The following is a 15,134-nucleotide window of genomic DNA, read 5'->3' as shown; positions in this document are numbered from 1 at the left end:
ATATCTCATACATACAAATATTTTTAAGGCTCTTATATGACCAAATAAAGTATATGTATAGTAAACTTAATCGGAAATAAGGTAGAAGAAACATAAATAGGCAGCTTTGGGAATTGCTATCTAGGCAGTCACTAACTTCCGATGCGTGAGCCGAAAGTTATGTAAGCCACAAGCTGTTTCCATCACATCATCAGCAAAATGATCCGTTCGGCTCCTTAACGGATGCACCACAATATTGCATCGCTTGGTGCCACTGATGTGATGCTCAATCTCAACTCGTTGTTTGGATATCTCTCGATTTCGCTCCTTATCTGTCCCACTCAATTCTCGCTTGCGGGGTTTCTTCTTCGGTTGGAACGTCGTTACCCCCTCTGGTTCATACCCCTGAAATCCAGATATCTTTCCACAGCTTGCTGCCCTCTGGGAACTGATAATCCTCCTCATCACAGATGGCTTTGTCATGCTTTTTGCCCTCAAAGGTGTCACTCAAATACACCACCTTGCCCCGACGTTCGCTGACCAAGTTATTTTTGAGCGTAAACCCCTTCTTTTTTCCGCTGTAATACTGCTTTCGACGGGCTTTGTCCTTGGGTCGGTTCATCCGACGCTCCGTTCCATCAATGATCAATTCCAAGCTAGGGCACTCGTTGAGCACCTCCTCTAAACGATACGGTGCTCGTTCTGGCAACTGTTTCTCATACCCTAAAGCTTGGCTCAACACTCGACTGACTCGACTGAGTTTATGCACCCACTCATGGGCTTGAGGCTGACCGATACCAAACAGAAAGCCTTGCACCTCTTGGGTTGGATACAACCGATAGTAGACCAGAATAAACAGTAACTTGTCACAAGATTGCTTTAGTTGTGGGGTTCGTCCTCCCCCATAACGACGTTGTCGCCCTGGCTTTATATAGTATTCTTCGACATAATCTTGCCAAGCTCGCTCAAAACTCACCAGCAACTGCTCAAATTCTTTCACGTTCAGCCCTGTCAGGCTTTGTAGCACTCGTGATTTGTTCTGAACTTGCTTGTAAGACAGCATCGTAAACTCCGCAGTTTACCCTCGACTTTTTTCTATTAATCTAGCTTATTTTCATTAATCTAGCTTATTTCCGATGAAATCTATTATAAACGGTTTCTATAAATGCAAGCTGCCAACAGGTTAGATATACGAATAAAAAGATATGGGTATAAAAAATGAGATATAGATTGCTTATATGCACAGATTCAGGTATATATTTTATATTTTTAGGTATTATTATGTATGGATAGGAATAGTTCAAGATAAAGCGCAAGGGGATGAAGTAAGTGATGCGGCAGTGGCTCAAGGAATTGTTTGAAAAGCAGTATTTGCCTGCGGTTCGTTCGCTTCAAGATACACCAGAAGGTCAAACAGTTGCCAAGCAGTGGGCAGAGTGGATGAAGCAGCAGTGGGTAGAACATGGATTGACGACACTACGGCAGCAGGCAGGGGTGATGCAGGAGGTGAGAAATGCACTCAAGGCGATTGACTCAGACCATGTAGCGTTGGAATCAATGAAGTTTTCAACAGCGCAATGGATAGCCATTAATGAGTTGAGTCAGAAGGCAGTCGCACGACGCAATGAGCATGTGAAGCTGATTGATGACCCGGAAGCAATTGTGGCAAAAGCAGTACGATTGTTGGAATCACGAGATTGGGCAGCAGTGGCAGCAGGGCTGACAGTGCTTACCGGGCGAAGATCGAGTGAAATTTTGGCAACGGCTGAGTTCGAGAAGCAATCGCAGTGGAGTGTGCGCTTTACCGGAGCACTCAAGCGCAAAGGCGAAAGTCAGCGACTGTCGTTTGAGATTCCCACTCTGACAACAGCAGACCGAGTGATTGCAGCATTAAGGAAGTTGCGAGGGTGGGTGAACTGTCAGGGACTATCGGTCCGGCAGATCAATGCTAAGTACAGCCATGCGGTTGCAGTAGCTTGTGATAAGCATTTTTCAGGATTAGTACCAGTACGCGAGGGGGAAGATAATCTTTACACCCATTTGTTTCGCTCTGTGTATGGGGCAATTGCTGTGTTCTGGTATTGTCCACCCACTGTCGATGCGGATGAATTTAAGGCACAGATTCAAGGGCATTTTGCACTGTTGGATACACAAGGGAAAGAATTACGCCGATCGCTGGCCGCGGGTAGGCATTACAACGATTACAAGATTGGTGATGGGAAAGGTAATCTCGATGGCAGGCAAGGAATTAAGTTGGGGTTAGGAGGCATTGAAGTGATTGAAGCATTTGAGCGCAAGCAAGTAGCACAGATGGCAGAAACACTGGCTCAACTCCCAGCCAAGAAACAGCGGGAGGCGAAGGTGCGTGTGTGGCGCACCGATGTGGAACGGTTACAGCGGTGTCTGGAGCAATTAGGGATTGTGGCAAACAATCAGCCCGACCGGATTGGCCACTTCCTCGATTGGGTCGAGCATCAGCTTGGGAGCAAGCAGGCGGAAGAACCAGATGCCGATGTCATTCATTTGATTGATTTGGTCAAAACAGAGCAACAGGCAGATCGAACAGTGAAGCACGATGAGGGAACACCTGGGATCTCAGCAAAGGCAATCGAAGCGGTGGACAAAACACCAGTCACTTCACCTTCTCCTGAAGCTACTCCACCGCTCTGGGAACAACTCTCCCAGCAGATGCTGACTCTAACCCGGCAGATGTCTCGTTTGACCGAGGTGCTGCTATCTCGTGAGCAGCAGACCTCACTTGAACCAGGACAAACACAAACCACACCCTCGATACCGCTACAATCGCCCCAGATGCAAGGGGATGAGCCAGCCATTGGGATTGCGGCATCCACAATAAATCTGCACACCACTCAGTCTAAGCAGATGAGAGGAGACACCCTCAAGCCTAATCGCTCCAGTGAAGTGGCACTCGAAAAGGTCAATGCCGCTATTGACCAGATTATCGCCTACAATGATGCACCCGGACGAGTGCGCAGCCACAGAATCATGATTGGGGTCGCTGCTCTGAAGAAGGTCCGGGTGCGGGGTGAGTTATGTGGGCAGACCGCTTGGGAAGCTGTCATTGGTAAGGCGAATGCGCCAGGAAGCCGCACCGCAGAAATTGAAGCACATCACAGTCACTATGGCCTGGGCCTGATGCAAAACCGATCGCGCAATACCATTACCGGACTACCTTCAATTGAGGATGTCGCCAATGGCCGTTGGCACAAGACAGCACAAGACAGCACAGAGGCAGAATATCCTGCCTAAATACGAGCAGAGCAATCACCATCAAGGCAGATCCATTGCTCGCAAAGACATCTATACTTGCACAAAGCAAACTGTCAGGTATAGGTATGGAACCGTACTTAATTTGATCGATTTGAATGCTGATAGTAGCTATACTTGAGTCGCTGGCATCAAACATCGATGTCTGAGTATAGATAGCTGCAACACTTGGGGCTAACTATCAACCTGCAATTCAAGATATCGAAGCAGGGCAAGAGGAGAAATATCAGCGGTAGAAATGTAGAAGAGCAGCTGCTAACCGCTCTCTATCTTGATTTTAAGCGCTTTAGACACATCAAAAGCAGAATTCACATCCGCTTTCGTGGAGGTATGGATAGCTGCGTCGATGCAATTTACGGGATAGACTCACGCCCATCGAAACGAGTTCTGAAACTACCGTATTTAATCCAATAATGCCTAAGATCATGACACGGTGTATGTAAACTTGCCTTAGCCTGGTAAAGGATCACCTGCCGATGTCCGCCCATCCAGATCTTATCAATCGGCTCCACAGATATTAGAGTTCCTCCTAACACAGTCACACATTCGGTAAATCGTTCTACCGCACTATAGTCAACCGTCTCAAACACAAAAAAATGTCCCGAGCACACCAGATGGCGACTACGGATCCAGCCTTGCATTTTCTTTTGCGCTACAGGGGGTAGCATCTTAGCCTTAATGGTCTCTAGCTCGACCGGGAGCAGAGGGTTAAGCGAGGGCTTGAATGAGGGGGATGTCATCAGTAAAACTCTCCCGTTTCTCAAACCATAGAGTGCCAAAGCCTGAATCCCAGACCAGGGTGTGCGTTGATTTGTACGTTCGCACACCCAATCTGCATTTCCAACTTGCCCAGCGCGTCTCGATCACTTCTACCTCACTCACTGAATACGTTTCACCACCATTACACTCAATCCACCCTAGATAGACAGATTCAACGCAGCCCCGCAACAGCAAACGTTTTCGCTTGACTATTACCGAACCATGGTCGCAACACTTTAAACACCCGAACTTAATCGGTTTAAGCATCGTTTTTTGTTCAACTTCAGCGTATAAAGTGACAGCCTGCAGCCACAGATTGCGATATCAATTTGATCATCTGACCCTAATTAATCGATGCCGTTTCAGACGAGCGAGTCTCCACACGACGATATCCAACCGTGGCCACGGTTTCGCAGACGCTTGATCGCACAACCATCGTGCAGCCATGGACTAGCTCCACGTCAAGCGTTGACAGCTAGCCCCTATCCTCCACTCAAGTCACTTCGCTGATGCGAACAATTTTGCCACCCGTTCTATGAATGCTTTGAATTTTGGATGACAACTGCTCGTAATTAACCTCTACGGTGAATCGACTGCGATTGGTGCGTGGACCGAGATTGGCCGCCGCGATCGTAATCCGGAACCGTTTGTTCGAATTAGTATAGGCTCCTGCGCCCGTTGGGGCCAGAATCGGAGTGGGCAAATTAGCCGCCAGATCAGTAATCAACTGAGCAGATCTGCCGCTATCGCTAGCGGCGAAACCACGCATCAATGCCAAACTGCGATTAAAGGCAACCGCTTTTAGTCCCGCTTGAGTTTGGCTACCGCGCTCATAGGGGACTTGATGTTCACCAAAACTGCGCTGGTATTCGTCGCTATCGAGATAGGAATCAATTTCGGCCGCATAGCCATCGCGCACATAGCGCTGCACATGTTCCGCAATTTCCGTTTGATCAATCGGGGCACGCCCCAGTAAATGCTTAAAATTCAGTTCAATAAAGCGATAAGGCGAAGACGATTCAAAAAACAGCGACCGATACAGATCAGATTGCGCCACCTGCCGCACAAACCCTCGCACCGTCAGTTCGCCTTGACGCAGCAGCGATTCGGCCTCGGTCAGGCACTGACTTTCCATCAGGTGTCGATTGCCCAACACCTGGCGATACACCGCACGAATCACCGTTTGCAACTCTGCTTCGCTAGCCGCTGGCCGCAGTTCCACTGGCTCGGATGCCATTACCCAAAGTGCCATATGCAACGCTCCTAAAGGTGAATAGGATTGAAGTTGAGACCAGTGGGGTGAGCATAGCCCACCGCACTGGCCCGGGGTCAGACCGATCAGACTATGTCCTAGGCGATTTCAGTAATGCTGACAATCCGAGCGCCCGTGCGATTAATCCGCTGGATTTGGGGCGTCATTTTGCTGCCAGAAACAATGTATTCAGTAGTGCTGCGACGACGCGGACTATCGAATTTTGCGCCAGTGGCCACGATCTTAAACAGCTTTTCAGTCGCAGCATAGGCTCCCCCGCGGCTCGTTGCAGGCCGAATTGGCGTCGGGCTATTAGTCGCGACAGCATAGACGAGCTGCGAGCTGCGCACCGCACTGTCAATCTGGCTTGGACCCCGATCGAGGGCAAACATGCGGTTGTAGACCACCTGCTTTTGGCCAGGTTGGCTGACCGTACCTCGGAAATAAGGCACCATATGTTCCCCAAACGCCGACTGATACTCGTCGCTATCAATATACGAATCGATCTCCGCGTCATAGCCCTGCTCCACACAGCGGCGGATATGCTCAGACACTTCCGCTTGATCTTGCGGCGCACGGCCCAGCAAATGCTTGAAATTGAGTTCAACAAACCGATAAGGGGCACAAGGCTCGAAATAGCGCGACCGGTAAAAGTCAGATTTCGCCACAATCCGAACAAATTCTCGCACCGTGATCGTGCGGTTACACAACTGCGATTCCGCCGCCACCAACCGCTCGCTCTCCATCACATGCGGATTTCCCAAAACCTGCTTATACACCGCGCGAATAATCGTCTCTACATCCTCGAGACTGCTCGTTGGCCACAGTTCTAATGACATCGATGGATCTCCTTACTAATTATGAAATGTCAACACAGCGAAGTACCGCATATTGCAGAGCGCAAAATACGAAATTAGGAATAGCAAAAAGGTCTAAAGCGTACACACACTTTAGACAATGCAACGACCGCAGAACCGCCGTTAATCGATCGGCGTGATACTAGCGATCACTCCACCTTGACGATGAATGCGTTGATATTCTTGAGATAACTTCTCGTAAGGAACCAGATAAACCTGATTACTGCGACGGAATTTAGAAATGTTGTTGACCGTATTCGAGCGGTAGCCGGTCACTTCAATCCGGTAGACCTTACCGCCTTCGCTAGCGCCCACACCCAAGCGCGTCCGGGCCACACCCGGTGGCGTGCGGAAGGTCGCTCCACTGCTACCCGGAGAAACGACCGCCGTGGGAGTTGCCTGAATCACCAGCGCGTTCAACCGCGGGCTTTTACCGGCTAGGTTGCCCTTCAGCGAGCTGCTCGACGCACCACGCACCAATTCAAACATATGGGTAAACTGCACCATCGTCTTGCCTTGACTCTTATAGCCATGAATGTAAGGAACGATGTTTTCCCCATACCGATTTTGGTACTCATCGCTGTCGAGGTAGGAATCGATTTCCGCCTCAAAGCCTTGCGTATCGAGAATAGCACTGTGCTGCTTCATTTCCTCGTAGCCATCCGGTGCTCGCCCCAGCAAATGGCGAAAATTCAGCTCAATGGCGCGATAGCGCGGCACATTCTCGAAGAACCGAGACCGATACAAATCCGACTTGGCCACAGCCCGCACAAACTCGCGCACACTCAGATCGCCCTGCTTGAACTGCGATTCCGGCACGGCCAGCCGCTCGCTTTCCATCACATAGGCATTGCCTAACACCTGCCGATATACCGCCCGGATCATCGTTTCCAGTTCGTCGGCCGAACTACCGGGCACCCGCTCCAGAGGCGGGGTTTCATCAAACAGGCTAACCCCCAATCGGGACGCTGGTCCAAAAGCCATTCACAATCTCCTGTTAAACAACAGCGGTTGAGAAGAATTGTTTCAAGATGTTAAGGAATTTCAGAATTACCCAAACGTGCAACTCGATTCCTCAGTCTTGATCGTGCTCCGCACGGCCCAGAGGGCCATCGTGACATTCCACCGTAGAGTCCTACAGAAACCCACGGTAGAAGTAGCGTTGCAGCTATTTTATAAGCTTTATACGCATTGTTATGATCTAATATTCATACAAGGTTGTAACAATGCTCATCAAGAATTGTGAACTTTGTCGCTGAGAGGATGAGGCCACTGAGCAGCCGGTTCTCAGCCAAGTTCAGGGATCTACTCAACCGTCCACCCCAACTCAAATCGCTGCATGCAATTGCTTAATCAGCTTTTTGTTCAACCCCAAATCCCACCAGCACCACATCTGTTAGCGGTTCACCCTCAGCCGGACGGCGGTAGTTAAGAATTTTGCGAATCCGCAGGCGGGGATTGACCAGCGTAATCGAGTCAACCGAGACCACCCGCGTATAGTAGGTTTTCATCAGCAGTTCCCCGGTGTTGGGGTTAAAGCGAAACTGGGAAATAATCGGACGGGCCTCCTCGTAGGCCCGGTCTCGCAGATAATCCCCGCTCAAAATCGTCTCTGCTTCGCCCTTCGGCACAAACAGCATATTCAGCGCCTGCGCTACCGTTTCACCCGTTTCCGAGACCGTATGAAACTCCAGATGGAATCCCGGCAACGCCTCAACGGCCGTCGGCTCATACTGGTTATCGCTCAACACCGTTTGCTTTTGCTCGACCGTGAGCGGATGAATCACAAAATCGGTATGCGAGCGCTCCACCAGCGGCTGAGTCAAATAATGATAGGTCCGCTCGGTCTTCCAGCTGCCGACACAATGGTCAAAAAATTGGTGAAACGTGGATAGGGTACTCATGAAAAAGAGAGGATGAAGGGCTAAGGTTTGTTCGCGTCGCATCTCGGTCAGAGACCTTTGCGCTTTGCGCTTTGCGGTCTCGATTTTGCAGGTTCAGTAGCAAGGGTTGAATTGGGCGAGGGTGGTTGGCACCCTATGCTAGGAGATATTGTAAGTGCTATTGGCGAGCGGACTCGCAGCGATGGCTTAGAGCCAGATTCTGATGTAGCGCCACCCGCTCAGACCGCAGACGTTCTCCGACCAAGACCCTACGCACATCCCTCAACCCTCATTCCACCGCGCCGGCCTGTTTGAGTAACGCTACGGCTTGATCAGCACGAAACGAGCGTCGGGCTTCCCTCAAGGCCGTTGCCCCCCAGTTGTTTTTGGCATGCAGATCGGCCCCCGCTTGAATCAAAATTTCCATTGTATCGAGGTCACCTCTGGCCGAGGCCATCATCAGAGGGGTCCAGCCACCTAGATTATGGGTATTGACCTCAGCCCCCAAAGCGATTAACGTTTTCACCACATAGGCATGACCATTATCTACTGCCAGATACAGCGCTGTATCTCCTATCTTATTCACGGCATTAATTGGGGCACCCAGAGCAACCAGTCGCTGCACAATATCGGCATGGCCTTTGCGAGCAATCGCCATCAGCACCGTTTCCCCGTAAGCATTGGTCCCCTCAATCGCGGCACCGGCATCCAAAAGCGTGATGACAATCTCGCGTCGATCCGATTCTGCCGCATACATCAGGGCCGAGAACCCCGCCGAATTGCGCCAATTGGGGTCTGCGCCCTGCTGCAACAACAGCTGCACCACAGCCCAATGCCCCTCGACTGCCGCCCACATCAGCGCCGTATTGCCGCGGCCAATGGCCGTTGTCACCCCTGTCGTGTTGGGATTGGCTCCTTGCGCCAACAGCACCGCTGCCCTGTCGGCATCGCCTTGAATGGAGGCTTTGATTAGTTCATCATCCGCAGCAATCATAGATCAATCAAACGCATCAGCCGATTCAACCATTCCCCCATTGACCATGAGAATCTAAGTGCGAAACTGGCTTAACTGGACGATCAGGTGATCAAAATAGGGCGCTAGGGCGTCCGGTTGACCCCGTGCGACCCGGTTGAGGCTCGCGGTTTTAATGCCCTCGAGGCCCACCACCATTGCATCGAGCGGCACCTGCAGTTCTTGATAGAGCAACCGCATATAGTGCAGCCCTTCTGGGCTCGTATAGTCAAGATGCTGGCCAGCAATTCCGTAGGTGATGCAGCGCAGAAAATGCCAAAAATCGCGCCAGCACGCCTCCGCTCGCTCGCTTGGATAGAGACCACCCCCCGGTTGGGTAATCGTTGGAAAGGTATCCAAAACGCCAGCTCGCGCTTCATCCACAATCTCCGCCACTTGATCACGCAACTGCTGCGCCACCGGCAACCCCGCCGCTCGACTTGGCACCAGCGTTTGCAAGTGGGCACAATCCGCCTGACTTAGATAGCGTCCCTGATCATCTGCCGCTTGAAACAAGGCAATCGCTTCAGCCGGATGGGTAGACTGCCAACCGGTAAAGCTGACAATTCTCGCGTTTTGAATCAGTTCTCGAATCGCGTCATTAAATTGAGCAGGCATAAGCAATTATCAATTGTTCTGGCTGTAGGGCACCAATCATGACTGAGTGGATATCCACTTCCAGTATCCCTTGAGTGTTCCACTTCTGTTCACCGCCAGCCTCAGCAAAGCCGCCCTACAAAGCCATCCCGCATCCCAGCCGCAACTCACAAAAAAGCCTTAGCAGAATCTGCTAAGGCTCAAATCTTGTAATCGCTTGAAACACCCCGTTAACCCAATGCTGAGCTGACTTAGCTGACCGCCAATGCCGTTAACAGCGTCGTCACAACCAACAGCACAGCCAACGCTCCCTGAAACGCATAGCGCCGCTGCTGCTCAACCGACGGAAACTCCGCGTAATACATAGCCGGCTCGGTCGCATACAAATTTAATAGCCCCTCTGCACTTCTCGTCTGCATAACCCTCGCTCCTTTGTAACAATCTATGTCTTTATGTAAATAAATGTAACAAATATGTAACGAAATTGCAATAGTTTTTCAAGTTTGTGATATTGGAATTTCTTCTAGGGGTGATTAGGGGGTAGGGGGTAGGGGGTAGACTTTCTTTGGGGTCTCGGAGGCTGGACACTCCACTCGCCCGTTCCATTTCCGATTAAAGTGAAGGATGATCGCGGCTGATTGTGCTGGCCGCAGGCTAGGGATTGGGCATGGAGTTATCTGACATCGAAGCAAACTTACGAAACTCTGATTATCAGTATCGGCTCAAGGCGATTTCGGCCCTCAAAGACTACAGCGTCGAGATCGCGGTGCCGCGTTTACTCCAGCATCTGCATGATCCAGAATTTTTGGTGCGCACCTTTGTAGCCATGGGGTTAGGCAAACAGCAAACCGCCGAATCCTTTGCCGCGCTGCTGGAACTGATGAAATTCGACAATACACCCAGCGTCCGAGCCGAAGCCGCCAATTCCCTGTCCTTATTTGGTCGCATCTCTGCTGCTCACTTAGTGCAAGCCTGCATTCAAGACGATCATTGGCTGGTGCGGCGCAGCATTATGGCAGCCCTGGTGGATCTCGAATGCCCAGACGAACTCTACGAAGCTTGCCTGCAGTCCCTCAGTAGCGACGATGCCATTGTGCAGGCTGCCGCGATTGACGCCCTCGCCACCCTTGCTCCAACCCAGCAGGCCGCCCTCGCCCTCGCCCAAATTCTGCACCACCGCCACGCCCCCTCCTGGCAAGTTCGGCAGCATGTCGCCTATGCGCTCAAATCGTTTCCCCACTCCGACGCCCAAGCCGGCTTGATCGAACTGCGCCACGATCCCGATCACCGCGTCGCCGCCGCCGCCCTAGAGACCTTACTGCCGTAGCGGTTTAGAAGTTAGAAGTCAGAAGTCAAAAGTCAGGCTACACGGGCCGTCCCCATCCCCCACCCCCTCCAAAGCAATACCTCTCAAGACGCTAGGTAGACCACCTCGCCCTGCGCTATAGTGCAATTAGATTTGAATGCATACTTCGGCATCCTAATGGCGATAAATTTACAAATTTTTAAAATTTATCCAAACTTTACGATGCTGAGTATAAGTACTTACAGAATTTAGCTGTGAGTTTGGCAAAATTTGGGCAGTGTTTCGAGCCAATGCCCTGAGGTTATGCCCTAAAGCAGGGAGGCAAAACTGAGGCCAGACAGGAGCGAACATGCCATTTCATGCCATTCCGATAGCCTCTCTAGCCCCGGTTAACGCCCACCCCACGTTGCTTCGATGGTCCGGTCTGCACTACCATGAAGAAATCTAACAAAATGTAAACAATTGTTTTGAATTGCTTGACTAACGGTTCAAGAGTTCCGCTGGGGGCATTTTTAGCTCAGCGGTTGATGTCAAGATCGTCCATTCATTTGCAAACCACCCCTGAGAGAGGATAGCGCCGCATGATTCAGACCGTCCAGCTAGATCTAGCCCCTATTGTAGAAGCCTATTTTCAGCAGTCGGAGGGCGAGTGGGAATCGCATCGACGCTATTACACCCTCAAGGATGGCGAGACGCAAGAGGTGATCAGTTATTTAACCGTGCAGTTTTTGCCCCAGGGCAGCGAGCCATTGCTTCAACTGGCCCGGATGCACCAGTTAGAGGAGGAAACCGTGCTGACCTCTGGAGCCTTAACCACCTGGCAGAGCAATTATATTGGTCCGAGTCCCAAAACCCTGACCGGTTCGACCTTGTTTGGCGTCTTGGGCAATTTGTTGTATCGCGATCGCGGTTTTTCCACCGGCAAGCCGATCACCGCTCAGTTTTACATGCGTGATCCTAAAACCATGTGCCTCAAGACCGAATACAGCGGCAACTCGTTTGAAGAAGAAGTCAAACTGATTGGCACCCAGTACCGCACCCGGCAGACCATCATTTCGCGGGCTGGGGAAGAGCAGATGATTGGGCAGTATCTCGAAAAGCGGTTGAAGTAGGTGAACGGGCAGGAGAGCAACGTCTTCCCATGAGTACAACCATCACGGATCTTTGCGTTACGACGATTGAGGGTCACGCCAAAGCCCTGAGCGATTACCTCGGCAACGTGCTGCTGATTGTCAACGTCGCCTCTTACTGCGGCTACACGTCTCAATATCAGGGGTTGGAAGCGCTGTATCAGACGTATCGCCAGCAGGGGTTGGAGATTCTGGCCTTTCCTTGCAACGACTACGGCATGCAGGAACCCGATAGCCTCGACAAAATTCAGCAGTTTTGCCAGACCCGCTATGGGGTGACCTTTCCCCTATTTGACAAAGTGCATGCCAAAGGTGCCCAGCAGCATCCACTTTATGCCAAACTCACCCAGACCGACCCCAAAGGGGAGGTAGCCTGGAACTTCGAGAAATTTTTGATCAACAAACACGGCGCAGTTGTGGCCCGCTTTAAAAGCGCGGTCGCTCCTGATGCGCCAGAACTGATCCGCGCCATTGAACGCGAATTAGCGGCTTGAGCAGCGGTGCAGGTGTCCAGCAACCTGCAGAGGTCCTGTTTCAGGAGCGGTCAGCGTTGCCCAAGCTCGCCTGCTGCTCGCGCAACGATTGCAGAGCCGCGTCAATTTTGGCTAACTCAGGTTCGAGTTTGGCCATTACGGTTGCTTTTGGCATTTTGGCCCGTTGGGCCGTTTCCAGCGTTTCGTTGACCAATCGTTCGCGATAGTGTTCAAATTCGGCAATCACTTCGGCCAGTTCTGCTGCCGTGGCCGGTGAAGATTGTAACGGTTCGCTCATAATCCAGAAGTCCTACCCAAGGAGTGCAACAAGTGACCAGCGAATCGCCTCACCCCAGCGCTCAAATGACAGCAAGGCTAGTGGTCTGACGGCGAGTCAGGGGGTGGTCTATCTTGTTTCATTGTCTCAGGTTGTTGCCGTGTTTCAGATGGATTGTCGCTCAATTCTGTAAACGGCCCCTTGAGCAGTGGGCAGTGGCCTGCGGGCGGTTCAGGTTGAGTCACCATTCGCTTACGGTTCGACAGTAACCGGCGTTCCGAGTTGGACCCAGTCATAGAGGGCGCGCACGTCTTCGTTATACATCCGCAAACAGCCGTGGGAGGCAGCGGTTCCCACCGAGGCTGGATCCGGCGTGCCATGAAACCCAATCGCCTGGTGACCGTCGCTCCAAAACCCGATCCAGCGCTCGCCTAAGGGATTATTCGCTCCTGCCGGCACCGCTGCATCGGTCAGGGGATGGGTCCAACCGGGCTGTTGCAGCATTTGAAACACCTGAAACTGGCCCGTCGGCGTCTCCCAACCAGCTTGACCAACCGCTACCGGATAGCTAGCTTTCACCTGTTTGCCTTCATAGACCTGCACCCGGCGTTGGCTCAGCTGGACGACTAAGCGAATCGTTGCCGCCGGCTTGGCCGCTGGGGCAAGAGGCGCGGTCACCGCAACGGGCAACGGGGGCATCGAGGCACAAACCGCTTGGGCGCGACGCTGGGTCTCAGTGACGGGCGACTGCACCAGTGGATGGTCCTGAATTCGCCGGCAGGCTGTTGCTAACCAGCTGCGCCAATCGCCCTGCCACAGTCGCACTTCCCGATCCTGGCTGAGGCTGACAATCGTTTTTTCTCCCTGGGCCTCGTGCACCGCGATCGCGGCAATCGCACTTTGATGCCCGACCAAGGGGTGGCCGATGCGGTTACCGTGCCGATCGTTGAGCTGAAGCGTGCCATCCGCACTGCCGCTCACCAGCGTTTGACCATCGGCCGTCAAGGCAATGGCGGTAATCGGGGCCGCATGCACCGCGAGGGTTTGCAGCGATTGCCCCTGATGATTCCATTCCTGCAGACGGCCATCCGCAGCGCCAATCATCACGGTCTGACCATCGGGGCTAAATAGTGCCGTGTGGCTGGCCAGCGGCTGGCTGGCAGGTGAGGATAGGGGTGGGGTGATCTGCCACAAGCAGGTTTGGCCATTGGAAGTGCCGGAGAGGGAATCGGTCGAGGCCCAGCCACTCACCGCGTAGCGTCCATCCGGGCTAACGGCATATAGTGCGGCGCTTGGGTAAGGGGAATCGGTTGACCCAGCGCCTGCCCAGACTGTTCAGGTTTGTCTGGAGCCGGCAGGTGCCACAGTTGCATCCCAGCCGGACTCACCGTCAGCAGGTGCTCTCCCGTCGGACTGAGGGCAAACGAGTCGAGGGGGGGCTGCCGTGCAAGCGGGATCCGCCGGACCACTTCACCGTTGAGAGTCCACAGGCTGAGGCTGGAGCCAGATTGCACGGCCAGAGTTTGACTATCGGCACTCCAGCGCAGGTGCAGCGCTGACTGAGCCGGCCCCTCAATGGCTGCCAGGAGTGGCTGGTGGCGATTGCGAATCTGGATTTGCCCACTCCCATCACGTATCGCGATCTGGTTGCCATCCGGGCTCAGGGCCACCGTCTGTAGCGGCTGGGCACTCCATTCCTGCAGATGAAAGCGGGTGAGCAGGGTAGCGTCCGCTACATCCCACAAACGCACCGTGCCATCACTGCCACCGCTGACCAGTGTTTGTTGATCGGGGCTAAACAGCACCGTCGTCACCGCCCCGCTATGGCCGCGCAGCGGTTGCGCCGGCAGAGCAGATGCGGGGGCAGCCAGCGGCGAGAGTTGGATCGTGCCATTCGCCAAGCCTTGAGCCACCAGGGCATTGTCGGCACTCAAGTCTGCCGAGCGGACCCTAGGCGTTTGACCGAGCAAAAACTGGCTCCATTGCCCGGCCGCTCCATTCCACAGAAATACCTGGTGTCGCTGCTGGTCTGCGACGAAAATCCGCTGCCCAGACTGACTCACCCGCATTGCGCTCACCTTCGCCCCAGCCCACAGATAGCCCAATCGTTCGCCCTTGGCATTCCACAGATAAATTCGGCCATCCTCACCCGCACTCACCAGCGTTGCCGCCTGACTGGCCACCGCCGTTACCGCACCTTGATGGGGCGGATCCAGGCGACCAATCCACTCCCCTTGGCGCGTCCACAATCGCACATTGCCGCCATTGCTGCCCGTGATCAGCGACTGCCCATCTGCGCTAAAGGCTACCGCCGTCATCCT

Annotated in this window: 16 protein-coding genes; 4 read left to right on the top strand and 12 right to left on the bottom strand. The window is 52.8% G+C overall.

Annotation, left to right across the window (positions count from 1 at the left end; all coding sequences use genetic code 11):
* Positions 1 to 120: 120 nt before the first annotated feature.
* Positions 121 to 444, bottom strand: a complete 324-nt coding sequence (locus HJG54_RS35700; RefSeq protein WP_420717425.1) for a transposase family protein — start codon at positions 442 to 444, stop codon at positions 121 to 123.
* The gene (locus tag HJG54_RS34465) at positions 377 to 1,042 is read right to left on the bottom strand and encodes a transposase family protein (protein ID WP_316436478.1); all 666 of its coding nucleotides are present in this window, start codon (positions 1,040 to 1,042) and stop codon (positions 377 to 379) included. Before HJG54_RS34465 ends, HJG54_RS35700 begins: the two co-directional genes overlap by 68 nt.
* A 269-nt stretch (positions 1,043 to 1,311) precedes the next feature.
* Here HJG54_RS34465 and HJG54_RS34460 point away from each other — a divergent pair, with 269 nt between their 5' ends.
* Positions 1,312 to 3,249, top strand: coding sequence for a protelomerase family protein (locus HJG54_RS34460; RefSeq protein WP_316436477.1), 1,938 nt, complete (start codon positions 1,312 to 1,314; stop codon positions 3,247 to 3,249).
* Between the two features lie 1,270 nt (positions 3,250 to 4,519).
* Here the strand turns inward: HJG54_RS34460 and HJG54_RS34455 are convergent.
* From HJG54_RS34455 to psb34, 7 genes are all read right to left on the bottom strand, one after another.
* On the bottom strand, positions 4,520 to 5,278 hold the full coding sequence (locus HJG54_RS34455; protein ID WP_316436476.1) for a phycobilisome rod-core linker polypeptide: 759 nt from the start codon (positions 5,276 to 5,278) through the stop codon (positions 4,520 to 4,522).
* A gap of 98 nt (positions 5,279 to 5,376) precedes the next feature.
* Positions 5,377 to 6,117, bottom strand: a complete 741-nt coding sequence (locus HJG54_RS34450; RefSeq protein ID WP_316436475.1) for a phycobilisome rod-core linker polypeptide — start codon at positions 6,115 to 6,117, stop codon at positions 5,377 to 5,379.
* Between the two features lie 141 nt (positions 6,118 to 6,258).
* Positions 6,259 to 7,119 carry a phycobilisome linker polypeptide gene (locus tag HJG54_RS34445; protein ID WP_316436474.1) on the bottom strand — a complete coding sequence of 287 codons (861 nt, stop codon included), beginning with the start codon at positions 7,117 to 7,119 and terminating at the stop codon, positions 6,259 to 6,261.
* A gap of 365 nt (positions 7,120 to 7,484) precedes the next feature.
* Positions 7,485 to 8,039, bottom strand: a complete 555-nt coding sequence (locus HJG54_RS34440; protein ID WP_316436473.1) for a phycobiliprotein lyase — start codon at positions 8,037 to 8,039, stop codon at positions 7,485 to 7,487.
* A 268-nt stretch (positions 8,040 to 8,307) separates the two neighbouring features.
* A complete protein-coding gene (locus tag HJG54_RS34435; RefSeq protein WP_316436472.1) occupies positions 8,308 to 9,012 on the bottom strand; it encodes an ankyrin repeat domain-containing protein in 705 nt (234 codons plus the stop codon).
* A gap of 54 nt (positions 9,013 to 9,066) precedes the next feature.
* Complete coding sequence (locus HJG54_RS34430) at positions 9,067 to 9,648, bottom strand: phycobilisome protein (RefSeq protein ID WP_316436471.1); 582 nt, start codon at positions 9,646 to 9,648, stop codon at positions 9,067 to 9,069.
* Between the two features lie 230 nt (positions 9,649 to 9,878).
* Positions 9,879 to 10,046, bottom strand: coding sequence for a photosystem II assembly protein Psb34 (psb34, locus tag HJG54_RS34425; RefSeq protein WP_036009753.1), 168 nt, complete (start codon positions 10,044 to 10,046; stop codon positions 9,879 to 9,881).
* Positions 10,047 to 10,294: 248 nt separating this feature from the next.
* Between psb34 and HJG54_RS34420 the strand changes: the two genes are divergently transcribed.
* The 3 genes from HJG54_RS34420 (at position 10,295) to HJG54_RS34410 (ending at position 12,557) form a co-directional block, all read left to right on the top strand.
* A complete protein-coding gene (locus tag HJG54_RS34420) occupies positions 10,295 to 10,954 on the top strand; it encodes a HEAT repeat domain-containing protein (RefSeq protein ID WP_316436470.1) in 660 nt (219 codons plus the stop codon).
* 560 nt (positions 10,955 to 11,514) lie between these two features.
* Positions 11,515 to 12,045, top strand: coding sequence for a phycobiliprotein lyase (locus tag HJG54_RS34415; RefSeq protein ID WP_316436469.1), 531 nt, complete (start codon positions 11,515 to 11,517; stop codon positions 12,043 to 12,045).
* Between the two features lie 29 nt (positions 12,046 to 12,074).
* Positions 12,075 to 12,557, top strand: a complete 483-nt coding sequence (locus HJG54_RS34410; RefSeq protein WP_316436468.1) for a glutathione peroxidase — start codon at positions 12,075 to 12,077, stop codon at positions 12,555 to 12,557.
* Positions 12,558 to 12,597: 40 nt separating this feature from the next.
* Here HJG54_RS34410 and HJG54_RS34405 read toward each other — a convergent pair whose 3' ends face one another.
* From HJG54_RS34405 to HJG54_RS34395, 3 genes are all read right to left on the bottom strand, one after another.
* Positions 12,598 to 12,834: a hypothetical protein gene (locus tag HJG54_RS34405; protein ID WP_316436466.1), complete on the bottom strand. Its 237-nt coding sequence runs from the start codon at positions 12,832 to 12,834 to the stop codon at positions 12,598 to 12,600.
* 231 nt (positions 12,835 to 13,065) lie between these two features.
* Positions 13,066 to 14,064 (bottom strand): L,D-transpeptidase family protein, encoded by a 999-nt coding sequence (locus HJG54_RS34400; protein WP_316436464.1) that lies wholly within the window; start codon positions 14,062 to 14,064, stop codon positions 13,066 to 13,068.
* Positions 14,061 to 15,131: a WD40 repeat domain-containing protein gene (locus HJG54_RS34395; protein ID WP_316436463.1), complete on the bottom strand. Its 1,071-nt coding sequence runs from the start codon at positions 15,129 to 15,131 to the stop codon at positions 14,061 to 14,063. Before HJG54_RS34395 ends, HJG54_RS34400 begins: the two co-directional genes overlap by 4 nt.
* Between the last annotated feature and the right edge of the window lie 3 nt (positions 15,132 to 15,134).

Source organism: Leptolyngbya sp. NK1-12, from assembly GCF_032598965.1.
GTDB lineage: Bacteria > Cyanobacteriota > Cyanobacteriia > Elainellales > Elainellaceae > Elainella.
Note: the sequence above shows the minus strand (reverse complement) of the source record. Positions and strands in the feature narration are given on the sequence as shown.